The sequence below is a fragment of the Actinomycetospora sp. genome (assembly GCF_036497245.1).
Lineage (GTDB): Bacteria > Actinomycetota > Actinomycetes > Mycobacteriales > Pseudonocardiaceae > Actinomycetospora.
On the sequence record NZ_DASXJS010000167.1, the window covers coordinates 40,585 to 61,652 of the forward strand.

A 21,068-nucleotide genomic window follows, 5' to 3' on the forward strand; every position below is an offset into this window, starting at 1 on the left:
CACCGGCCGTCGCCGAAGGAGCACCTCGTGGCCGTCGCCCAATCCGGCATCCTCGCTCTCGGGACCTCGTCGCACGCGTACCTGGAGTTCGACCGCGTGCCCGGCACCGGCGACGCCGCTCTCGTCGCCGCCGTCGCGGGCCTCGCGGCGACGGTGAAGACGACCGGAGCGGCGAGCCTCGTCGTCGGGGTCCGCCCCGAGCTGTGGGCCGGGGTCGCGCCCGGCGAGGCTCCCGAGGGCGTGCACGGCTACGACGAGCCGGTGGTCGGCCCGGACGGGTTCACGATGCCCGCCACCCAGCACGACGCGGCGCTGTGGATCGCCGCGGGCGACCGCTCGGTGGTGTTCGACGCCGCGACCCACGCGCTGTCCACGCTGGGTGAGGTCGCCGTGCTGGCCGACGAGACCGTCGGCTGGTCCCATCACCACGACCGCGACCTCACCGGCTTCGAAGACGGCACCGAGAACCCGGCGACGATCGCGGCGCCGGAGGTGGTCACCGTGCCCGGCGGCTCACCGGGGGCGGGCGGCTCGGTGTGGCTGCTGCAGAAGTGGGAGCACGACGCGTCCGCGTGGTTCGCGCTGGAGCGCACGGCCCAGGAGGCGGTCATCGGGCGCACCCGCCCCGACAGCGTCGAGCTCGACCCGAAGGCCGCGGACGCGCACGCCGCCCGCACCGACCAGGACACCTACGGCCACGTCTTCCGCCGCAACACCGCCTACGGCACCACGGGCACCCACGGGACGATGTTCGTCGGGTTCTGCGCCGAGCAGCGGCCCCTCGCCGCGATGCTCGACGCGATGGCGGGCAAGGACGGCCCCCGCGACGCCCTCACCCGCTACACCCGCGCGCTGACGGGGGCCTACTACGTCGTGCCGCCCGCGGACGCCCTCGCGCGGTTGGCCCCCGCGACCGACTGACGGCGCTCGAGGAGGTCCTCGACGCTCACGAGCCCGAGCAGGCGGTCGCCGTCGACCACGGGCGCGACGGTGACCCCGGCGGCGGCCAGGCGGTCGCGCACCACCGCGAGGGTGTCGTCCGGGCCCACGGCGACCGGGTCGGTGACGACGTGCGCCACCCAGTCGGCCGGGTCCCGGCGCAGCACGCCGCGGCCCACCACACCGACCAGGTCCCCGCCGTCGAGGACCGGGAACAGCCGCTGCCTCCCGAGCCCCCCGTCGCGCAGCTCCGGAACCGGATCCCCCACCCGCACGACGACGGGCGCGGGGTCCATCACCTCGTCGGCGAACCCGTACTCGAGCGGGTCGACGGCGTACTCCCGCGAGAGGTGCCTGCCGCGCCGCGCGATCTTCTCGGTGAGCACCGAGCGGCCGAGCACCAGCACCGACACCCCGTACGCGGCAGCAGAGGCGATGAGCAGCGGCAGCAGCGCCGGCCAGGCGTGCGTGAGCTCCAGGGAGAACACCACCCCGGTCAGCGGGGAACGCATCACCCCGCCGACCGTGGCGGCCAGCCCGACGAGCGCCCAGAAGCCGGGGCCCGCGCTCGGCAGCACGAACCCCTCGAGGGCCCCGAGGGCGGCGCCGATCATGAAGGTCGGCGCGAGCACGCCCCCGGAGGTCCCGGAGCCCAGCGAGAGGCCCCAGATCAGGCTCTTGACGACGAGGATCCCGACGACGAGCGAGAGCGCCGCCCGACCGGAGAGCAGGTCGCCGATGACGTCGTAGCCCACGCCGAGAGCGCGCGGCACCACCAGCCCGCCCAGCCCGATGATCAATCCACCGATCGCGGGCCACCACATCCAGTGGAGCCTGCGGCCGAAGCGCAGGAAGCCGTCCTCGGAGGCGTAGACCAGCGCGGTGACGGCCACCGCGAGCAGTCCGCCGAGCGCTCCGGCGAGGAGGCAGAGCGCGTCCGAGGTCGCAGTGATGTGCCACGTCGAGGTGTCCAGCCCGAAGATCGGCTCGTAGCCCAGCAGGGGACCGCGCAGCAGGGTCGCGACGACGACCGCCGCGGTCACCGGCAGGAAGCTGCGCGGGCGCCACTCGAACAGCAGCAGCTCCACGGCGAGCAGGACCGAGGCGAGCGGGGCGTTGAACGTCGCCGCCATGCCCGCTGCCGCGCCGGCGACCATGAGGGCCCGACGCTCGTCGTCGGTGACGTCGAGGCGCTGGGCGAGCACCGAGCCGATCGCGCCGCCGGTCATGATGATCGGGCCCTCGGCGCCGAACGGGCCCCCGGTGCCGATGCTGACCGCGGCGGAGGTCGGCTTGAGCAGCGCGACCTTCGGCTCGACGACGGCGCGGCGGAACAGCACCCCCTCGATGGCCTCCGGCATCCCGTGCCCGCGGATCTTCTCCGAGCCGTACCGGGCCATCAGCCCGACCACGAGGCCGCCCACGACCGGTGCGCCGAGGATCACCCACCAGGGCGCGCCGACGGTGCCGGGGTTGACCACCGTCGTCGAGATCCGGTCGGCGAAGACCATGTTCGTGATCAGCCCGATGAGCCGCAGCAGCAGCCACGCCGCGACCGCGCCGAGCACGCCCACCGGGACGGCCCACGCGACGATCACCAGCACCCGCGGGGTGACCGTGAAGTCGCCCAGCGGTCCGGTGCGGCGGCGGGGGCCGTCGGTGTCGGTCTTGACGTCGTTGTCGGAGTCGGGGCTGGGGCCGGAGCCGTTGTCGGCGTCGATCTCGGTGCTCACAGGGCGGTCAGCTCCACGGGGCCCGCTCCGAAGTCGGACCCAGCGGCGTCACGGAGGGCGTGCAGGGCGGAGGCCAGGGTGGCGCGCTCGTCGGCGGGGACCCGCGCGACGACGGCGCGCAGGGCCTCCCGGCGCCGTCGCAGCACGCCGCGGACCACCTCGGCCCCGGCGTCCGTCGGCTCCAGCACGACGACGCTGCGGTTGGCCGGATCCCGACGTCGGCTGAGGTGACCGGAAGCCTCGAGCTGGTCGCCGAGACGGGTGACCGACGAGGCCGCGATCCCGAGCCGTCCGGCGGCCACGCCGCCGGGGGAGGGGCCGAGCTCGCCGAGCACGAGGAGCAGCCGGAACCCGGGAAGGGTGACCGCACCCCCGAGCTCCTCCATCGCGCCGGTCGCGACGCCGACGAGCACCCGTGTCGCTGTCATCAACGCCTCGACGGCGTCATCGTCATCGTTCACATACGCAAGCCTTGCATCGCGCAAGGGCCGAGGTCATCAGCGGCGTGGCACGGGCCACGGTGGCCCGCGTCATACTGCGCGGGTGGACACGGAGGGATCTCCGCACCGAGGGGCACTGATCGGCGCGGCGATCTCCGGCGCCTTCGGCGGGCTGTGGGCGGTGTGGGGCGCGAGCGGGGTCCGCGGGGCCGGGCACTGGGTGCTCGTGGCCCTCGGCGTCGTGCTCGGGGTGGCGGTGGCGGGGGTCGCCGTCGTGCTCGCGCTGCGCGCCCGTACCGACGGGGCGGGCGGGGACGGCTCGATGTTCGCGAGCCGCTCCTACCGGGTCGTCGTCGCGGCGGAGGTCGTCGCGATCGTCGTCGGGAACGTGCTGCTGGGCCGCGCCGGGCTCGGCGCCTACGTGATCGCGTGGACGGCGTTCGTCGTCGGCGTGCACTTCCTCGCCTTCGGCCGGGCCTTCGACCGCGTCTTCGCCGCGATCGGCGCGCTCATGATCGCCGGGGCGGCGCTCGGGGTGCTCTTCGGCGTCGTCGGGGGCGGGGACGACGCCGTCCTGGTGGTCACCGGGCTGGTCAGCGCCGTCGTGCTGCTCGGCGCGGGGGCGTGGACGGTGCTGGGTGCGCTCCGCGCTCGTGAGCACTGAATGCGGCTAAAGCGACACTGAGTGCTCACGAGGCCGCAGGCCACCTCCTACGACGTCCCGACGAGCACCGGGCGCCCGACCCCCTCGGCCTGCAGCTTCGAGCAGTCGCCCGGCACCGGGACCGGGAGCGGCTTCGTACCCAGCGCCCGGAGCACCAGCCCGTCGGTCAGGCCCGCCGTCGGGAGCTGGCCGTGGTCGATGAGGATGCCGTCGCAGACCGACTGGAGCCGCAGCGAGCGCACGCCGGGCAGGGCGGCCGACTGCGGCGGGGTGACGACGTCGTCCTGGTCGGTCCACAGCGACAGCCACGGGATGTCCGGGCGCGGGCCGGCGTCGAGCCTGGTCAGCAGCGAACTGCCCGGGGCCAGCTCCTGACAGGCCCGGGGACAGGCTCCGGGGACGAGCGCCCCGCCCGCCGCCGCGATGTCCGCTCCTTGCAGCGGCGAGCCCATGGTCACCAGGCGGCGGATCGCGGGCGCGGTCGTCCCGGTCTGCAGGTAGAGCCACGAGGCCACCCCACCCGCCGAGTAGCCGATGAGGTCGACGCTACGGGCCCCGTCGTGGCGGATGAGGTCACGGACCGCGTCGTCGATGGCGGCGGCCTGGCCCGAGAAGTCCCCGGTGCCGCCGTCGGGGAGGTCGACGACGACGGCGGGGCGGCCGACCACCCGCAGGCGCAGCGCGAGGGCCTGCAGGGCGTCCTCGTTCCCCCCGAAGCCGGGGACGAGGACGACGGGGCCCATGACGGCGGGGTCGGCCTGCGGCGGCACGGCGTACTCGCGGGCCACGGACACCGCGACGAGCACCGACACGGCGAGGACCACCGAGGCCACGACCAGCACGAACAGCCGGCGGCGAGGAGCGAGGCCGCCGAGCGGGGCGCGGTCGGGCCAAGCGGGCCGGCGGGTCACGCGCTCCAGTGTGCCCGCGGGGGCCTCGGGGAGGCGTTAGCGTGCGCGGCGTGGAGCCCGCTGTGACCGACCCCCAGGCCGTGACCCGCCTCGCCCGCCGCCTCGAACCGCTGCACTCGATGATCTACTTCGCGCCCGAGGTCGGGTCCGAGCTCGCCGAGCTCGGGATCACCCACCCGCGCGCCCAGTACTTCGCGCAGCGCTCGGCGGCGATGGGCGCCGTCGGGCCGGGGGTCGTGGCCGCGACCTACTTCAACTTCAACCCCGCGCTGATCGCCCGCTTCGTGCCGGGCATCTGGAGCGCGGCGTCACCCGCCGACGTGCTGAACGCCCGGATGCGGGCCGTCGACGGGGCACTGCGCCGGCTCCTCGGCGACGCGGTGTCGTCCCGCGAGTGCGAGCGGGCGTCGGTGCTGGCGCGGCGGGCGACCGAGGCGTGCCGGCCCGAGGACCGGGTGCTCTACGCCGCCCACGCCGACCTGCCCTGGCCCGACGAGCCGCACCTCGTGCTCTGGCACGCGGCCACGCTGCTGCGCGAGTACCGCGGCGACGGCCACCTGCACGCCCTGCTCGGCGCCGGTCTTCCGGGCCTCGAGGCGCTGATCCTGCACGTCTCCACCGGGCGCGGGTTCCTCCCCGAGTTCGCCCAGGCGAGCCGCGGGTGGTCGGCCGAGCAGTGGGGCGAGGCGTCCGCGGGTCTGCGCTCCCGCGGGCTGGTCGACGCGTCCGGGTCGATCACCGACGAGGGCACCGCGCTGCGGGAGTCGATCGAGGCCGAGACCTCCCGGCTCTCGTCGGCGCCGTCGGCGTCCCTGGGTGCCGACGCGGCCGAGCTGGGGGAGCTGGCCGGCGGCCTGACCCGCACGATCCTGGCCGCGGGCGCGTTCCCGGACGGCGTGTTCGCCACCGGTTCGGAGCGGGCCACGGCGGCGCGCTGAGGGGGCGTGGCCTCAGCGCGCCGAGTGGACCGTGACGGCTTCCGGAACAGCCGTGAGGGTCCACTCGGCGGGGCCGGGCCCCGGTCACGGCAGCCGCTGCGCCTCGGAGGCGTCCACCTCCTTGCTCCCTCCGGCCCGCTTGGCGAGCCAGATGCCGCCGCCGATCACGAGCGCACCCGCGATCAGCCAGCCGAGGGCGCCGAGCAGCCAGTGCACGAGGGGGAGGACCACCCCACCGAGCAGGACGAGCGCGCCGATTCCGACCAGGACCCACACCACGATCTTCATGACACCGATGCTCCGCCGCCGTGCGCCCCACCGCCTCGGGGTGGACCCTGAACTCCCAGTCAGGGGGTGCCCATGAAGATCACCGTCGTCGGGGCCGGGATCGTCGGGCTGGCGACGGCGGACGCGCTCGTCCGCCGCGGCCACGTCGTCACCGTGCTGGAGGCCGACCGCCCGATGGGCGCGCGCAGCGCCGGTGCCTCCCGGATCTTCCGGGTGGCCCACGGGGAGCCCGCCCTCGTCGAGGCCGCCCAGCGGGCCCGCGGCCTCTGGGAGCAGTACTCGCAGCGCGCCGGACGTCCCCTGATCGGCACCGAGGGCACCGTCGTCTCCGGGCCGCGCGTGGCGCAGTGGGCGCGGGCGATGGACGCCGCGGGCGCGGAGCACACGCTCGGCGACCCGCCGTCGACCCTGCTCGGACGGGCCGAGGGGCCGGTGCTGACCGACCCGGCGGGCGGGGCGCTCGACCTCGCCGGAGCCGGCCACCTGCTCGTCGACGCGTGCAAGCCGATGATGCGGCCCGGCCGGGTCGTCGACCTCGACGAGCTGGTCGGCGACGCGATCGTCGTGACGGCCGGGGCGGGCACCGCGGAGCTGGTCGCGCCGCTCGGGATCGAGGTGCCGCACCGGCTCTGCCACCACGTGCGCTTCTCGTTCCGGCCGGCCGGGCCGCTGCCCGCCGTGCCGCCCACCCACCTCGACGGCACCCCCGGCCCGGAGCTCGCGTCCACCTACCAGCACCGCACCCCCGAGGGGCACTGGGCGATCGGCGGTCACCTCCCGGACCAGGTCACGAGCACCGACCAGGGGATCGACAAGGTCCGCCGCCGGTCCTACGAGGCCGTCACCGCCCACGTCACCGCCCGGATCCCGGAGCTCGAGCCCGAGCCGGTCGGTGAGCTGGCCTGCCTCCCGACGGCGGGCGAGGCCGTCCCGGACGGCGATCCTGGCAGTGTCCACACGGCCCGCGTCGGGAACGTGCACGTGCTGTGGGGCGAGAACCTCGCGAAGCTCGCACCGCTGCTCGGGGAACAGCTCGCCGAGGCGGTCCACACGGACGGCGTGGCGCACGCCATCGGGATACCTCCGGACCTGGCGGATCACGGTCGGTAACCTGTAGGGGACAGCACGCCCCTCCGGCAGGAAGTACCCCCTCGTGACCACGACCGCACTGTCGCGACCCGACTCCGGTCGCGCCCTGCGCACCGACCTGCGCAACATCGCGATCGTCGCCCACGTCGACCATGGCAAGACCACTCTCGTCGACGCCATGCTCCGTCAGTCCGGAGCCTTCTCCGCGCGCGCCGAGCTCGTCGACCGGGTGATGGACTCGGGCGACCTGGAGCGCGAGAAGGGCATCACGATCCTCGCGAAGAACACCGCCGTGCAGCGCGACGGTGTCACCTTCAACATCATCGACACTCCCGGTCACGCCGACTTCGGCGGCGAGGTCGAGCGCGGGCTCTCGATGGTGGACGGGGTCGTGCTGCTGGTCGACGCCTCCGAGGGGCCGCTGCCGCAGACCCGGTTCGTGCTGCGCAAGGCCCTCGCCGCGCGGCTGCCGGTCATCCTCGCCGTCAACAAGACCGACCGCGCCGACGCACGCTGCGCCGAGGTCGTCGACGAGTCGCTCGATCTGCTGCTGGAGCTCGCCACCGACCTCGAGATGGACGACGACGTCGTCACCCAGCTCCTGGAGCTGCCCGTCGTCTACGCCTCGGCGCGGGCGGGCAAGGCGTCCCTCGAGCGCCCGGCGGACGGCACCGTGCCGGACACGGAGAACCTCGACCCGCTGTTCGAGCTGCTCCTCTCCGAGGTCCCGGCCCCCACGGACGACGTGAACGGGCCGCTGCAGGCGCACGTCACGAACCTCGACGCGTCGGCCTACCTCGGCCGCATCGCGCTGTGCCGCGTGCGGTCCGGGCGGATCCGGCGCGGCCAGCAGGTCGGCTGGTGCCGCGAGAACGGCGCCGTCACCCGCGTGAAGGTCACCGAGCTCCTGCGCACCGAGGGTCTGGAGCGCGTGTCGGCCGAGTACGCCGACGCCGGCGACATCGTCGCCGTCGCAGGCATCTCCGAGGTCACCATCGGCGACACCCTCGCCGACCCGGACGACCCGCGACCGCTGCCGCGGATCACGGTCGACGAGCCGGCGATCTCGATGACGATCGGTATCAACACCTCGCCGCTCGCCGGCCGGGACCCCAAGCCGGGCACCAAGCTCACCGCGCGCCTGCTCAAGAACCGGCTGGACTCCGAGCTGGTCGGCAACGTGTCGATGCGGGTGCTGCCCACCGAGCGCCCCGACACCTGGGAGGTCCAGGGTCGTGGCGAGCTCGCGCTCGCGATCCTGGTCGAGACGATGCGACGCGAGGGCTTCGAGCTGACCGTCGGCAAGCCCGAGGTCGTCACGCGCACGGTCGACGGCAAGCTCCACGAGCCGTTCGAGCGGCTCTCGGTGGACGTTCCCGACGACTACCTGGGTGCGGTCACGCAGCTCCTCGCCTCCCGCAAGGGCGAGATGCTCGAGATGACCCACTCCGGGTCGTCGACCCACGTCCGCATGGAGTACCGGGTCCCGTCCCGAGGGCTCATCGGTTTCCGGACCGAGTTCCTCACCGAGACCCGCGGCACCGGCATCGCGAACCAGCTCTTCGACGGGTACGGGCCGTGGGTGGGCGAGCTGCGCGCACGCCTGTCCGGTTCGCTGATCGCCGATCGCGGGGGTGCGGTGACCGGCCACGCCGTCGGGCTGCTGGCCGACCGCGGCGACCTGTTCGTCGGACCGACCACCACCGTCTACACGGGCATGGTCATCGGAGAGAACACCCGCTCCGAGGACATGGAGGTCAACATCGTCCGCGAGAAGAAACTGACCAACATGCGCCAGTCCAGCCAGGACGTCCTCGAGCGGCTCACCCCGCCGCGGCTCCTCTCGTTGGAGCAGGCCCTGGAGTTCTGCTCCGAGGACGAGTGCGTCGAGGTCACCCCGGCCGCGGTGCGCATCCGCAAGGTCGAGCTCGACTCGCACCTGCGGAACCGGCAGCGCTCCCGCGCCAAGCAGGGCCGCGCCTGAGACCCCGGGGACTGCCGGCCCCGGGACTGCCGGAGGAGGGCGTGTCGGCGCGGCCGGGTGTCGCGTCGGCTAGCCGATCGCGATGACGTCGCCCCGGCGATCACCGACGACGAGGGCACGGTCAGCCGTCAGCGCGGGGTAGGAGTCGACGGGACCACCGACGGCGAGGTCGAAGAGGACCGCGCCGGTCGGTGCGACGCCGAGCACATGCCCGTCCTGGGTGCCGAAGTAGAACCGGTGCGTTCCGTCGACCGCCACGGAACTCCAGATCTGGCGCGGTGGCGCGAGCTGATGGACCGCGGCCCGCGAGCCGTCCGCGATGCGCAGCACGCTGACCTGCCCGGCGTGGTCGGCCACGTAGGCGAGCCCGTCGGCCGAGACGGACGGCGACGAATAGGTGATCACCCGCGGTGAGGTCCACCGCAACGACCCGTCGGGCCGGTACGCCCATTCGCGGCCCCCATTGGTCCCCAGCAGGACGGTGCCGTCCGGGGCGAGGCCCGGGGAGACCTCGGTGATGTCGTCACCGGGATCGGCCCGCCACGCGACCTGCCCGGAGGGCCCACGGTCGTCGAGGGCGACCAGGGACGAGTCGACGGTGCTGTAGAGCCGGCCCGTCCCGGTGGTGACCACCGAGGCGTAGGAGATCTCCCCGAGATCGACGCTCCAGGCGACCCGGTGCGCGTCTCCGGCGCCGACGTCGAGCGCGGTGACACCGCCTGTGGTGTCCCCGACGTAGATGCGACGGCCGTCCGCGCTGACGGGCGAGGTCGGCTCACCAGGGACGGGCTGGGTCCAGAGGACTACTCCGGCCGGGGACAGGGCGACCAGGAGACGCTGACCCGGTGGCCCCCACAGAACCGTGCCGTCGGGGAGGACCAGCGCCGACGTGGACAGGTCGTCCCCGCCACCTCCGCCCGCGGCGAACGTCCAGCGATCCGCGCCCGTGGCCGGGTCCAGAGCATGCAGCACCCCACCGTTCGACCCGACGTAGACGGTTCCGTCGCGTGCCACGACCGGGCCCGAGCTGACGGCGCCCTCCAGCCCGCGACGCCATCGGAGCGCGCCGACGGTCGGGCCCTCGTGCACGGTCGCGCCACTGTGCCGGGCGTCGTGCAGCGCGGACGGCCACGGCGACCACGTCGGTGCGCCCGCCGCCGTCGTGGGCACCGGATCGAGCCCCCGCCCGAGAAGGGATGGGGCTGCTCCGGAGGGAGGGACGGTCGGAGACGCGCTCGGCGGGAGGGAGACGGGCGAGCCGTCGGTGGGCGGCGGGACACCGCACCCCGAGAGCAGGCCGCCGACCAGGATCATGCCGGCCAGGACCGACCCGATCGCTCGCGCCCGGTATGGCCCCTCAGGCGGGCCAGCTCGGGTCGACGACGTCAAGGTCCGGCGTCGATCTGCTCGGTGTGCATGTGGTGTCCTACCTAGCCGAAGGTGAACACGTAGGCCCGGACACCGCGGTCGCGGAAGCTGATCGTGACGGTGCGGTCGTGGATCGGGCCCTGCTGGCGGATCAGCTGGTAGAGCCGCTCCTCGGCGACGGTGCCGTCGCCGGACTCGTCGACGTCGAGCCCCCGCGCCCCGCGCGGTGGCTCGCCGTCGAGGAGGACCCGGAAGCGCACCGCCCCTCCGCCCGGCCGGGCACCGACCACGAGGTTGACGTCCCGTCCGCGGAAACGGTGCACGATCCGGCCGCCGGGCTCGTCGAGGACCGTGGCCTGCTCGCCCACCGTCCAGTCCCCGGCGAACGCCCAGTGGTTCAGGGCGAGGCGCCGCGGCTCGACGTAGGACCGGCTCCGGCCGGGGTCGAGACCGCCCGGTGACGCGAAGCCGGTGGCACGCCCGAAGCCGACGTACGTCTCCGGCGACCCCAGTTCGTCCCAGCCGGCGGGGAGGTGGACGCCGTCCGCCCGGACCGACACCGGGTCCTCTCCGACGTCGTCCGCGCCCGCCTCGGCGAGCAGGGCCCGGATGACCCGCTCCGAGGCGGCATAGCCCTCCTCGCCGAAGTGGTGATACCGGATCCGTCCCTGCGCGTCGACGAGGTACAGGGCGGGCCAGTAGTGGTTGTCGAAGGCGCGCCACACCCTGAAGTCGCTGTCGACGGCGATCGGATGGACGACCCCCATCGGGTCGAGGGCGGCCCGGATGTTCTCCAGGTCGTGCTCGAACCCGAACTCCGGCGAGTGGGCACCGACGACGACCAGGCCGGCGTCCCGGTACCTCTCGGCCCAGGCCTTCACGAAGGGCACCGTGCGCAGCCAGTTGATGCAGGAGAAGGTGCAGAACTGGACCGCGACGACCTTCCCGCGCAGGCCCGCGGGCGTCAGCGGCGCGGTGTTGAGCCAGGCGGTCGCGCCGTCGAGAGGCGGGAGAGCGCCCTCGACGGGCAACCCGGCCGTCGTGGTCACCGCAGGGACCGGAAGGTCGTCCGCATCTGCTCCGAGAAGACCTGCGGCTGCTCCCAGGCGGCGAAGTGCCCGCCCTCGGCGATCTCCTCGAAGTGGATGAGCCGCGGATACGCCCGCTCCGCCCAGCTCCTCGGAGCGGGGTACAGCTCGTCCGCGAACACGGTGACGCCGACCGGGATCTCCACGCCCTTGACGTCGAAGAACGCCAGCTTGCTCTCCCAGTACAGGCGCCCGGACGAGATCGCGGTGTTCGTCAGCCAGTAGTGCGTGACGTTGTCGAGGACGTCGTCGCGCGAGAGGCCGCCGGGCCGGCCGGCGAAGGCCCGCGCGATGAGCTCGTAGCTGCGGACGTCGTGGTCGAGCATCCACGCGGCCAGGCCGACCGGGGAGTCCGCGACGCCGTAGAGCGTCTGCGGCCGGTTGGCCATCTCGCCGGCGTAGCCGACACCGGTCGCGAAGAAGTGGGCCAGGACCTCGTACGCGGTCGCCTCCTCGACGGAGAGACCGGCCGGCGTCGGGTCACCGACCTGGAGCGCCTTGGCGATCTCCGGGGGGACCGTCGCCGGCATGTTCGTGTGGATGCCGAGCAGTCCGGGGGGCTGCAGCAGCGCCATCTGCTCCGTGACGGCGTTGCCCCAGTCGCCGCCCTGCGCGACGAATCTCGTGTAGCCGAGCCGGTCCATCAGCTCCACCCACGCCCGCGCGACGCGGACGGGATCCCAGCCCGTCTCGGTCGGCTTCCCGGAGAACCCGTAGCCCGGGAGCGAGGGGATCACGAGGTCGAAGGCGTCGGAGGCGCTCGCGCCGTGCTCCGTCGGCCGCGTGAGCGGGTCGATGATCTTCAGCTGCTCGATCGTCGAGCCCGGCCATCCGTGGGTGACGAGGAGCGGCAACGCGTCCTCATGCGCGGAGCGCACGTGGATGAAGTGGATGTCGACGCCGTCGATCTCGGTGACGAAGTGCGGCAGCGCGGCGAAGCGCCGCTCGAACGCACGCCAGTCGTAGTCGGTCGCCCAGTAGTCGGCCAACGCCTGGATCGTCTCGAGCTGCACACCCTGCGACGGGTCCGTCTCCCGGTCGGGCCAGCGCGTCGCGCTGATGCGACGACGCAGATCGGTGAGCTGCGCTTCGGGGACGTCGATCGTGAACGGGCGAACCCGCTGCTCGGCGGCCGCTCTGGTCGGGGTCTGCGTTTCCATGGATCGCTCCTGGCGGGTGTGGGACGGGAGGCTCGTGCTCCGGTCACGCGACGGGTCGACGGCGACTAGCCGCCGGAGATCGGGTCCATGGAGCCGTCGGGCGCGGCCAGCATTCGCCGTGCCGACGCCTCGTCGGCCGAGGCGACCAGGACGTCGACCCCCTGCAGTTGCAGCTGGGGTTCCTGTCCGCCCGCGTCGTCGGCCGCCACGACCGCCCACAGCCCGCGGCTGCTCAGGAAGCCGACGATCAGGTCGGCTTCCGCGCGGCTGGTCACGGACGCCACGGCAACGGTCGGGCCGGCGTCTGAGGTCATGGTTCGCTCCGGGCGGGACGCGCAGGGAGACCGGAACCGTGCACCGGGGTCTCGGGCGCCACACAAGGGAGCCGCCCCCTGCCCGTGACGGTTGCACCCCGTGTCCTGGTGACGGACGGTAGTCCCCGCCGACCACGAGGGCCTACCGCTGAACAGCCGACGACCGGATGGGCCGTCCGGTCAGCCGTCGCCCGGGGGCCTCACGCCCGGGGCCGGACCTCGACGGGCATCGTCGCCAGCACGTCGAGGGCCCGCATCTCGCGCTTGGCGGGGGAGCGGGCGAAGAACAGCAGGTCGAGCGGGTACCAGAGCCCGATCCAGGCGATCACGGAGAAGACGCCGTTGCCGAGGAGGTCCTGGAAAATCTCGGGCACGTCGGGGTCGAGGAACCCTGTGGAGAGGAAGAGGCCGACGACGAAGAGCAGCAGACCGCTGCGCAGCGACCACAGGCCCTGCCGCCACAGCGCCCGGCTCTCCCGCTCGATCCGGAAGGTGCGGGCCGCGCACCAGCGCCGCACCGCGGCCTCGAGGCGCCCGGCGAGGTCGGAGTCCGCGGCCTCCGGGGCGGGGAGGGTCAGCACCGCCCGGCGCGACCGGGCGATGCGGGGCCGCCCCAGGATCTCCGCGAGCAGCTCCTCGACCCCGGGGGTCGCGCGCACCTGCGCGCCCTCGGGGGCCGAGAGCGGCGCGAGCGGGTCGACGGCGAGCAGCTCCTCGGGCGAGCCGAGATGCACGACGATCTCCTCCAGTGCCCGCGTCGAGCTGGTCGTGCTCATCCGGCCCACCTCTCCTCGGTCGTGAAGGCCACGACGACGGAGCGCTCGTGACCGAGAGCGGCGAGCCGCTCGTGGAGGTCGCCGCGGACCTCGTCGCAGTCGGCGACGGTCCGCACCGCGGACCCGTCGTCGACGAGGTAGTCGATCTCGACGTCGACGCGCCCGCCCACCTGCGAGGCCCGCAGGGACGAGCGGCGCATCCGGTAGCGGTCCCGGACCTCGTCGACCGCGGTCTGCAGCTCGCGCATCGTCGGCTCCGGCGGTGACATGGCGAGAACCTCGCGCATCGCCCGCACGACGAGCCCGGCCGGCACCTTCAGGAACAGCAGGGACACCAGCACGACCATGCCCGGGTCGACGTAGGCGGCGATGTCCTGCCGACCGGCGAGGTCGAGCCCGGCGGCGATCCCGAAGCCCACGAGGACGCCGACCGAGAGCAGCGTGTCGCCCTGCCACTCGGCCGCCTCCGCCCGGACGAGCCCGCCGCTCCCGCCCCGCCGCAGCACGAGCGTGACGACGACGCCGCCCGCCGTCGCGAGCACGGCGTAGGCCAGCGCCCAGCCGGTGGCGACCTCGCGCCCGCCGGCGAGCAGGTCGGAGATCCCGCCGACGACGGCGTAGACCGACAGCGCGCCGAGGGCGAGCGCCTTGACCACGACGACGACGGGCTCCCACTCCTCCCGACCCCACGGGTGGGTGGCGTCCGGCCCGCGTCGGGACACCCGCAGCGCGGCCACGGCCAGCAGCGAGAGGCCGATCGAGGCGAAGGAGTACAGCCCGTCGAACACGATCATGGACGAGCCGGACAGCACGCCCCACACGCAGGAGACGACGGCGAACCCGGCGGACGCCCACACCGAGACGAGCAGCAGACGGTGATCACGCGCGGTGTCCTCGACCTTCGGCACAAGGCTGATCGTGACGGTTCGACCCGCGAAGGTCGAGAGCGATCAATCCGTGACCAGCATCGATCTCGCGTCCGGACGCCGCGTCGGTCACTCTTGGTCGTCGGCGGTGGGGAAAGGACCTCGGATGGACGTACAGCTCGACTTCGGCCTGGACGACACGCGGATCACCGCGGCGTGGATGCTCGGGTCGTTCCTCGTCGTCTTCCTGCTGACCCGCGGGATCACCCGGCTCATCCGGTCCGGGCGGGGGCCGTTCCGGGATACCTCCATCGGCGGCGTGCACATCCACCACCTGGTGCACGGCATCGTGCTGATGCTGGTCGCCGGGGCCGGTGAGTTCCTCTACCGGCCCGAGGGCGCGTGGCAGGTCGTCCTGGCCGTCGCCTTCGGCGCGGGCGCGGCGCTGACCCTCGACGAGTTCGCGCTGTGGCTCCACCTCGAGGACGTGTACTGGAGCGACAAGGGCCGGCTCTCGGTCGACGCGGTGCTCGTGGTGGCCGCGGTGGGTGCTCTGCTGGTGCTGGGCGTCAATCCGTTCGGGGCGGCGAACGAGGACAACGCCCCGACGGTGATCGGCGCGGCGGTGATCACGCTGGCGTTCGCCGCGGTGGCCGTGTTCAAGGGCAAGCCGATCTTCGCGGTGCTCGGGGTGATCCTGCTGCCGTTCGCGATCGTGGGGGCGATCCGGATCGCCAAGCCCGGGTCGGCCTGGGCGAAGCGGCGCTACCGGGAGGGGTCGAGCAAGGACGTCCGCTCGCGGGCCCGGTTCCCCGAGGGCAAGCGGACCCGGTGGGACGCGGTCGTCGACGCCGTGGGTGGGGTACCGCGATAGGTGGCCTCCGGCCTCGTGAGCACTTTCGGGTGCCATAGCACCCGAAAGTGCTCACGAGGGCTCCGCCCACCTACGCCTCGGACTCGCTCCGGTCGTCGGTGGCCCACGCGGTGTGGAAGGTGCCCTGCTTGTCCGTGCGCCGGTAGGTGTGGGCGCCGAAGAAGTCGCGCTGGCCCTGGACGAGGGCCGCGGGCAGGCGGTCGGCCCGGATCCCGTCGTAGTAGGCCAGCGCCGAGGAGAACCCCGGCGTCGGGATGCCCAGCTGCGCCGAGGCGGCCACCACCCGGCGCCACGAGTCCTGCGCGCCGCCGAGGGCCTCGGCGAACGAGGTGTCGGTGAGCAGCGTCGTCAGGTTCGGCTCGCGCTCGTAGGCCGCGGTGATCTCGTTGAGGAACTTCGCCCGGATGATGCAGCCGCCGCGCCAGATCTTCGCGACCTGACCGAGGTCGATCGACCAGCCGTACTCGGTCGCGCCGGCCTGGATCTCGTTGAAGCCCTGCGCGTAGGCGACGATCTTCGAGGCGTAGAGCGCCTGCTCGATGTCCTCGGCGAACCCCTCCGCGGCCGCGCCCTCCAGCTTCGCGCCCGACACCCCGGGCAGGCCCCGCGCGGCGTCGCGCAGCGTGCGGTTGCCCGAGAGCGACCGGGCGAAGGTGGCCTCGGCGATGCCGGTGACCGGGACGCCGAGATCGAGCGCGGCCTGCACCGTCCAGCGCCCGGTGCCCTTCTGCTCGGCCTCGTCGGCGACGACGTCGACGAAGGGCTTCCCCGTCGCCGCGTCGGTGTGCGCGAGCACCTGGGAGGTGATCTCGATGAGGTAGGAGTCCAGACGGCCCCGGTTCCACGTCGTGAAGACGTCGGCGATCGCCTTCGGCTCCATCCCGAGCCCGGAGCGCAGCAGGTCGTAGGCCTCGGCGATGAGCTGCATGTCGGCGTACTCGATGCCGTTGTGGACCATCTTGACGAAGTGGCCCGCGCCGTCGGCGCCGATGTGGGTGCAGCAGGGCGTGCCGTCGACCTTCGCGGAGATGTCCTCGAGCAGCGGCCCGAGCGAGTCGTAGGCCTCCTTCGGCCCGCCCGGCATGATCGAGGGTCCGTTGAGCGCGCCCTCCTCCCCGCCGGAGACGCCCATCCCCACGAAGTTCAGGCCCTGATCCGAGAGGGCCTTCTCCCGACGCCGGGTGTCGGCGAAGTGCGCGTTGCCCGCGTCGATGATGACGTCGCCCTGGTCGAGCAGGGGCGTGAACTCGTCGATCACCGCGTCGGTGGCCTTCCCGGCGGGGACCATGAGCACGATCCGGCGGGGGCGCTCCAGGGACCGGACGAAGTCCTCGGCGGAATAGGCGGCGACGAAGGTCCCCTCGTCGGAGAAGTGCTCGACGAGCTCCTTCGTGCGCTGGTCGGTCCGGTTGTGCACGGCGACGGTGTGCCCGTGCCGGGCGAGGTTGCGTGCGATGTTGCGGCCCATCGTGGCGAGGCCACTGACGCCGATCTCCGCTGTCTGGCTCACGCCGACCAGGATGCCCGACCGAACGGCGTTGATGCGCTCGGGCGAGTGACATTCCCGAGATCGGCTAACAGTACGACCACGCTGTGCGAGTAACGGACCGAAGCGCCACGGCCGTCCGGCCCAGCGCAGGTCACGGGGGGAACGAACAGATCATGACGGACCAGTCACCACGTGTCGTCGGTGGTCGTGCCGCGGTGCGGCGCGCCGCTGCCCGCTCCACCCGGCGGACCCGGTACCTGCTCGCCGCCGTGATGACGGTGGGCGTGACACTGGGGACCGTGCTGGTCGGGAACGCGGTGGGGACGGCGGCGACGCCGCCGGCGCCGGCGCCGCGGGCGCAGATCTGCGAACAGTTCGGCTCCACGGGGGTGGCCGGCGACAAGTACGTCGTGCAGAACGACCGCTGGGGTGCCGCCACCACGCAGTGCATCACCCCGTTCGACACCGGCTTCAACGTCGACGTCGCCCAGCACGTGAACAACAAGGGCCCGGCCGGCTACCCGTCGATCCTGCGCGGCTGCAACTACGGGTACTGCACCGCCGCCTCCCCGTTCCCGGCGCAGGTGTCCAAGCTCGGCACCGTGCGGTCGAACTGGTCGACGAAGGGCCCGACGGCCGGCGGGACGCAGCAGTACAACACCGCCTACGACATCTGGTTCGACCCGACGTCGACGAACGCCAAGCGCAACACCGGCGCCGAGATGATGATCTGGCTGAACCGCACCTCGTGGGTCCAGCCGATCGGCAAGCCGTACTACGACGTGAACATCGGCGGCACCGTCTACACCGTCTGGTACGGCAAGACCGACCTGCCGGTCATCTCCTACGTGCGAAAGAGCGCGACGACGTCGGTGACCAACCTGCCCATCGAGCTGTTCACCCGCGACGCGATGCTGCGCGGCGTGGTCAAGTCGTCCTGGTACATGACGAGCGTGCAGGCCGGGTTCGAGCCGTGGACCGGCGGCACCGGGCTGCGCACCAACTCGTTCTCGGTGACGCGCAACGGGCAGTAGATCGCGCGGCGCCGCATGTCAGAAAAGTCCCGTTGCCGACACTGGGTGTCCGCCACGGGACTTTTCTGACATCGAGGGCCGGCTCAGCGCCTCCCGCGCAGGCCCAGGGTCCCGACCCACGACGACAGCCCGTCCAGGACACCCTTCGCGCCCGCCTCGGTCTCCGGAGCGGGCTCGAACACCCGTCCGGCGCCCTCGCCGCTCACGTTCTTCATCGCGAACGGGATCGGCACCGCGCCCGCGACCACCATCTGCAGCGCCACGAGGACCGGGACCAGCGCCTCGGCGGCGCGGGCGCCCGCGGCGACCCCGCCGTAGCCGATCAGCGCGACCGGCTTGCCCGCCCACTCCTGGTTGAGGTGGTCGATCGCGTTCTTCAGGGCGGCGTTGTAGCTGTGGTTGTACTCCGGGTGCACGATCGCGAAGGCGTCCGCGCGGTCGATCGTCGCGCTGAAGGCCTTCGTCGACTCCATCGTGTACCGGCCGAAACGCGGGTGCTCCGGCTCGGCGAACATCGGGAGGTCGATCTCCGCGAGGTCGATGATCTCGACGTCGAACGCCTCGTGGTCGCGCGCGTACCCGGCGAACCAGCGCGCGATCGGCTCGCCCACGCGCCCGGGCCGGGTGCTCGCGACGATCACCTGCAGCAGGGGTCGGCGGTCGGCGTCCGTCATGGGTCTCCTCGTGTCGTGATGGTTGTTGCCACAACCATCCTGCTCTCCGTCGGCGTCCGACGCCGTCGGGGGCCGCGTTTAGGCTGATGTGCGTGGCCGACATGACACCGCTGCTGACGCGATCCGACCTGCGCGGCGGCGTCCCGGGACCCGCCGAGCTGCGCGCCATGCTCCCGCGAGCCGAGATGGACGTCGACGCCGTCGTCGAGCGGGTGCGGCCCATCCTCGACGACGTCCGCGAGCGCGGCGTCGAGGCTGTGCTGGAGTACGGGGAGCGTTTCGACGGCGTCCGCTCGGAGTCCGTCCGGGTGCCGACGCCGGCCCTGCGCGAGGCGCTCGCCGCCGTCGACCCGCAGGTCCGCGCGGCGCTCGAGACCTCGATCGAGCGTGCCCGCGCCGTCCACGCCGACCAGCGTCGCACCGACAGCACGACGCAGGTCGTCCCCGGCGGCACCGTCACCGAGCGGTGGGTGCCCGTGTCACGCGTCGGCCTCTACGCCCCGGGCGGGCTCGCGGTCTATCCCTCGAGCGTCGTCATGAACGTGGTGCCCGCGCAGGCGGCCGGGGTGGATGGGCTCGTCGTCTGCTCACCGCCGCAGCGGGAGTTCGGCGGGCGGCCGCACCCGCTCATCCTCGCCGCAGCCGCACTGCTCGACGTCGACGAGGTGTGGGCGGTCGGCGGGGCGCAGGCCGTGGCGCTGCTCGCCTACGGCGGCACCGATACCGACGGCGCCGTGCTGGAGCCCGTCGACATGGTCACCGGCCCGGGCAACGTCTACGTCACCGCCGCCAAACGGACACTGCGCGGGCGCATCGGCATCGACTCCGAGGCGGGCACCACCGAGATCGCCATCCTGGCCGACGCCACGGCCGACCCGGTCCACGTCGCCGCGGACCTCATCAGCCAGGCCGAGCACGACCCGGCGGCCGCGTCGGTGCTCGTGACCACCAGTCCGGAGCTCGCCGACGCCGTCGACGCCGAGCTCGTGGGGCAGGTCGGCACCACGAAGCACGACGCGCGGATCCGCACCGCGCTCTCCGGCCCGCAGTCGGGGACGATCCTCGTCGCCGACCTCGACGCCGGTGTCCGCGTGGTCGACGCGTACGCCGCCGAGCACCTCGAGATCCAGACGGCCGACGCGGGCGGTGTCGCCGCCCGGGTCCGCAACGCAGGCGCGATCTTCGTGGGCCCGCACAGCCCGGTCTCGCTCGGTGACTACTGCGCCGGGTCGAACCACGTCCTGCCGACCGGCGGGTGCGCCCGGCACTCCAGCGGGCTCTCGGTGCAGACCTTCCTGCGCGGCATCCACGTCGTCGACTACTCCGCCGACGCGCTGCGTGAGGTGGCCGACCGCGTCGTCGCGCTGGCCGAGGCCGAGGACCTGCCGGCGCACGGCCAGGCGGTCGCCGCCCGCTTCGGGGCCCGTCGCACCTACCCGGGGAGCGGGGCATGAGCGATGTGATCGGTGCGAAGGTCGCCCTCGACGACCTGCCGCTGCGCGAGGACCTGTGCGGGCGCAGCCCCTACGGCGCGCCGCAGCTGGAGGTCCCGGTCGCGCTGAACACCAACGAGAACCCGTTCCCGCCGCCCCCGGCGCTGGTGGACGACGTCGCCGTCGCGACCCGGGAGGCGGCGGCGACCCTGCACCGCTACCCCGACCGCGACCACGTCGCGCTGCGCACCGCGCTCGCGGCGTACCTGACGCGGGCGACCGGGGTGCCGCTCGCCACCGAGAACCTGTGGGCCGCCAACGGTTCCAACGAGGTGCTCCAGCAGCTGCTGCAGGCATTCGGCGGGCCGGGGCGGCTGGCCCTGGGCTTCGAGCCGAGCTACTCGATGCACCCGATCCTCGCCGCGGGCACCCGCACCGACTGGCTGCCCGCGCCCCGGCGCGACGACTTCTCCCTCGACGCCGCGGCCGCGGTCGACGTGGTGCGCGAGCGGGCGCCCGACCTGCTGTTCGTCACGACGCCGAACAACCCCACCGGCCAGTCGATCGAGCTCGACGAGCTGGCCACCATCGCCGACGCCGCGCCGGGGATCGTCGTCGTCGACGAGGCCTACGTGGAGTTCTCGTCGGGTCCGAGCGCCTGCGAGCTGCTCGAGACCCACGGGCACAAGCTCGTGGTGAGCCGGACGATGTCCAAGGCGTTCGCGTTCGCCGGCGGGCGGCTGGGCTACCTGGCCGCCGCGCCCGCCGTCGTCGACGCTCTCATGCTGGTCCGGCTGCCCTACCACCTCTCGGCGCTCACGCAGGCCGCCGCGCTGGCCGCGCTGGGCCATGCCGACGAGACGCTGGCGCTGGTCGACACACTGTCGGCGGAGCGGGACCGGGTCGCCGCGGCACTGACGGAGCTCGGGTACCGCGTCGTCCCGTCGACGGCGAACTTCCTGCTCTACGGCGGCTTCCCGGAGCGGTTCGGGCGGCCGGACGACGG

General features: G+C 73.4%; 21 protein-coding genes. 9 read left to right on the forward strand and 12 right to left on the reverse strand.

All coding sequences use genetic code 11. The features are described from left to right. Positions 1-27: 27 nt before the first annotated feature. Positions 28-921, forward strand: coding sequence for a Dyp-type peroxidase (locus VGI02_RS17745; RefSeq protein WP_331629211.1), 894 nt, complete (start codon positions 28-30; stop codon positions 919-921). Here the strand turns inward: VGI02_RS17745 and VGI02_RS17750 are convergent. Then, on the reverse strand, positions 867-2,672 hold the full coding sequence (locus VGI02_RS17750) for a chloride channel protein (RefSeq protein WP_331629213.1): 1,806 nt from the start codon (positions 2,670-2,672) through the stop codon (positions 867-869). The two genes, VGI02_RS17745 and VGI02_RS17750, sit on opposite strands and share 55 nt — an antisense overlap. Continuing rightward, entirely contained in the window at positions 2,669-3,133 is a 465-nt protein-coding gene (locus VGI02_RS17755; RefSeq protein ID WP_331629215.1) for a MarR family winged helix-turn-helix transcriptional regulator, read from the reverse strand. The genes VGI02_RS17750 and VGI02_RS17755 overlap by 4 nt, the downstream gene beginning before the upstream one ends. An 82-nt stretch (positions 3,134-3,215) precedes the next feature. Here VGI02_RS17755 and VGI02_RS17760 point away from each other — a divergent pair, with 82 nt between their 5' ends. Then, entirely contained in the window at positions 3,216-3,776 is a 561-nt protein-coding gene (locus VGI02_RS17760; protein ID WP_331629217.1) for a hypothetical protein, read from the forward strand. A gap of 47 nt (positions 3,777-3,823) precedes the next feature. Here the strand turns inward: VGI02_RS17760 and VGI02_RS17765 are convergent, their stop codons facing one another. Continuing rightward, a complete protein-coding gene (locus tag VGI02_RS17765; RefSeq protein ID WP_331629219.1) occupies positions 3,824-4,687 on the reverse strand; it encodes an esterase/lipase family protein in 864 nt (287 codons plus the stop codon). Positions 4,688-4,737: 50 nt separating this feature from the next. Between VGI02_RS17765 and VGI02_RS17770 the strand changes: the two genes are divergently transcribed. Continuing rightward, the gene (locus VGI02_RS17770) at positions 4,738-5,625 is read left to right on the forward strand and encodes an SCO6745 family protein (protein ID WP_414638310.1); all 888 of its coding nucleotides are present in this window, start codon (positions 4,738-4,740) and stop codon (positions 5,623-5,625) included. An 84-nt stretch (positions 5,626-5,709) separates the two neighbouring features. Here VGI02_RS17770 and VGI02_RS17775 read toward each other — a convergent pair whose 3' ends face one another. Further along, entirely contained in the window at positions 5,710-5,913 is a 204-nt protein-coding gene (locus VGI02_RS17775; RefSeq protein ID WP_331629221.1) for a hypothetical protein, read from the reverse strand. A gap of 72 nt (positions 5,914-5,985) precedes the next feature. On the opposite strand from VGI02_RS17775, the gene VGI02_RS17780 reads away from it, so the two are divergent. Next, positions 5,986-7,023, forward strand: a complete 1,038-nt coding sequence (locus tag VGI02_RS17780) for an NAD(P)/FAD-dependent oxidoreductase (protein ID WP_331629223.1) — start codon at positions 5,986-5,988, stop codon at positions 7,021-7,023. 43 nt (positions 7,024-7,066) lie between these two features. After that, positions 7,067-8,986, forward strand: coding sequence for a translational GTPase TypA (gene typA, locus VGI02_RS17785; protein ID WP_331629225.1), 1,920 nt, complete (start codon positions 7,067-7,069; stop codon positions 8,984-8,986). A gap of 69 nt (positions 8,987-9,055) precedes the next feature. Here typA and VGI02_RS17790 read toward each other — a convergent pair whose 3' ends face one another. From VGI02_RS17790 to VGI02_RS17815, 6 genes are all read right to left on the reverse strand, one after another. Further along, positions 9,056-10,156 carry a BamB-related PQQ repeat family beta-propellar protein gene (locus VGI02_RS17790; protein WP_331629227.1) on the reverse strand — a complete coding sequence of 367 codons (1,101 nt, stop codon included), beginning with the start codon at positions 10,154-10,156 and terminating at the stop codon, positions 9,056-9,058. Between the two features lie 260 nt (positions 10,157-10,416). After that, positions 10,417-11,403 (reverse strand): thioredoxin family protein, encoded by a 987-nt coding sequence (locus tag VGI02_RS17795; protein WP_331629229.1) that lies wholly within the window; start codon positions 11,401-11,403, stop codon positions 10,417-10,419. Further along, complete coding sequence (locus VGI02_RS17800; protein WP_331629231.1) at positions 11,400-12,602, reverse strand: epoxide hydrolase family protein; 1,203 nt, start codon at positions 12,600-12,602, stop codon at positions 11,400-11,402. The genes VGI02_RS17795 and VGI02_RS17800 overlap by 4 nt, the downstream gene beginning before the upstream one ends. 65 nt (positions 12,603-12,667) lie before the next feature. Beyond that, the gene (locus tag VGI02_RS17805) at positions 12,668-12,877 is read right to left on the reverse strand and encodes a hypothetical protein (protein ID WP_331629233.1); all 210 of its coding nucleotides are present in this window, start codon (positions 12,875-12,877) and stop codon (positions 12,668-12,670) included. 239 nt (positions 12,878-13,116) lie between these two features. Then, entirely contained in the window at positions 13,117-13,692 is a 576-nt protein-coding gene (locus VGI02_RS17810; RefSeq protein ID WP_331629235.1) for a hypothetical protein, read from the reverse strand. Beyond that, the gene (locus tag VGI02_RS17815) at positions 13,689-14,600 is read right to left on the reverse strand and encodes a cation diffusion facilitator family transporter (protein ID WP_331629237.1); all 912 of its coding nucleotides are present in this window, start codon (positions 14,598-14,600) and stop codon (positions 13,689-13,691) included. Before VGI02_RS17815 ends, VGI02_RS17810 begins: the two co-directional genes overlap by 4 nt. 124 nt (positions 14,601-14,724) lie before the next feature. Between VGI02_RS17815 and VGI02_RS17820 the strand changes: the two genes are divergently transcribed. Then, on the forward strand, positions 14,725-15,432 hold the full coding sequence (locus VGI02_RS17820; RefSeq protein WP_331629239.1) for a hypothetical protein: 708 nt from the start codon (positions 14,725-14,727) through the stop codon (positions 15,430-15,432). Positions 15,433-15,502: 70 nt separating this feature from the next. On the opposite strand, the gene gnd is transcribed toward VGI02_RS17820, so the two are convergent. Next, on the reverse strand, positions 15,503-16,942 hold the full coding sequence (gnd, locus tag VGI02_RS17825; protein ID WP_331629241.1) for an NADP-dependent phosphogluconate dehydrogenase: 1,440 nt from the start codon (positions 16,940-16,942) through the stop codon (positions 15,503-15,505). Between the two features lie 152 nt (positions 16,943-17,094). On the opposite strand from gnd, the gene VGI02_RS17830 reads away from it, so the two are divergent. Continuing rightward, positions 17,095-17,955: a GH12 family glycosyl hydrolase domain-containing protein gene (locus VGI02_RS17830; RefSeq protein WP_331629243.1), complete on the forward strand. Its 861-nt coding sequence runs from the start codon at positions 17,095-17,097 to the stop codon at positions 17,953-17,955. Positions 17,956-18,038: 83 nt separating this feature from the next. Here VGI02_RS17830 and VGI02_RS17835 read toward each other — a convergent pair whose 3' ends face one another. After that, positions 18,039-18,629, reverse strand: coding sequence for an NADPH-dependent FMN reductase (locus tag VGI02_RS17835; RefSeq protein ID WP_331629245.1), 591 nt, complete (start codon positions 18,627-18,629; stop codon positions 18,039-18,041). Between the two features lie 110 nt (positions 18,630-18,739). On the opposite strand from VGI02_RS17835, the gene hisD reads away from it, so the two are divergent. After that, a complete protein-coding gene (gene hisD / locus VGI02_RS17840) occupies positions 18,740-20,083 on the forward strand; it encodes a histidinol dehydrogenase (RefSeq protein WP_331629255.1) in 1,344 nt (447 codons plus the stop codon). Next, positions 20,080-21,068: histidinol-phosphate transaminase (locus VGI02_RS17845; RefSeq protein WP_331629247.1), on the forward strand; the 989-nt coding region annotated here is incomplete at its 3' end. The genes hisD and VGI02_RS17845, both read left to right, overlap by 4 nt.

Coding starts and splice junctions, on each gene's coding strand:
- VGI02_RS17800 (WP_331629231.1), bottom strand. CDS start 12,602: ATGGAAACGCAGACCCCGACCAGAGCGGCCGCCGAGCAGCGGGTTCGC.
- VGI02_RS17835 (WP_331629245.1), bottom strand. CDS start 18,629: ATGACGGACGCCGACCGCCGACCCCTGCTGCAGGTGATCGTCGCGAGC.
- VGI02_RS17775 (WP_331629221.1), bottom strand. CDS start 5,913: ATGAAGATCGTGGTGTGGGTCCTGGTCGGAATCGGCGCGCTCGTCCTG.
- VGI02_RS17810 (WP_331629235.1), bottom strand. CDS start 13,692: ATGAGCACGACCAGCTCGACGCGGGCACTGGAGGAGATCGTCGTGCAT.
- VGI02_RS17830 (WP_331629243.1), top strand. CDS start 17,095: ATGACGGACCAGTCACCACGTGTCGTCGGTGGTCGTGCCGCGGTGCGG.
- VGI02_RS17780 (WP_331629223.1), top strand. CDS start 5,986: ATGAAGATCACCGTCGTCGGGGCCGGGATCGTCGGGCTGGCGACGGCG.
- VGI02_RS17820 (WP_331629239.1), top strand. CDS start 14,725: ATGGACGTACAGCTCGACTTCGGCCTGGACGACACGCGGATCACCGCG.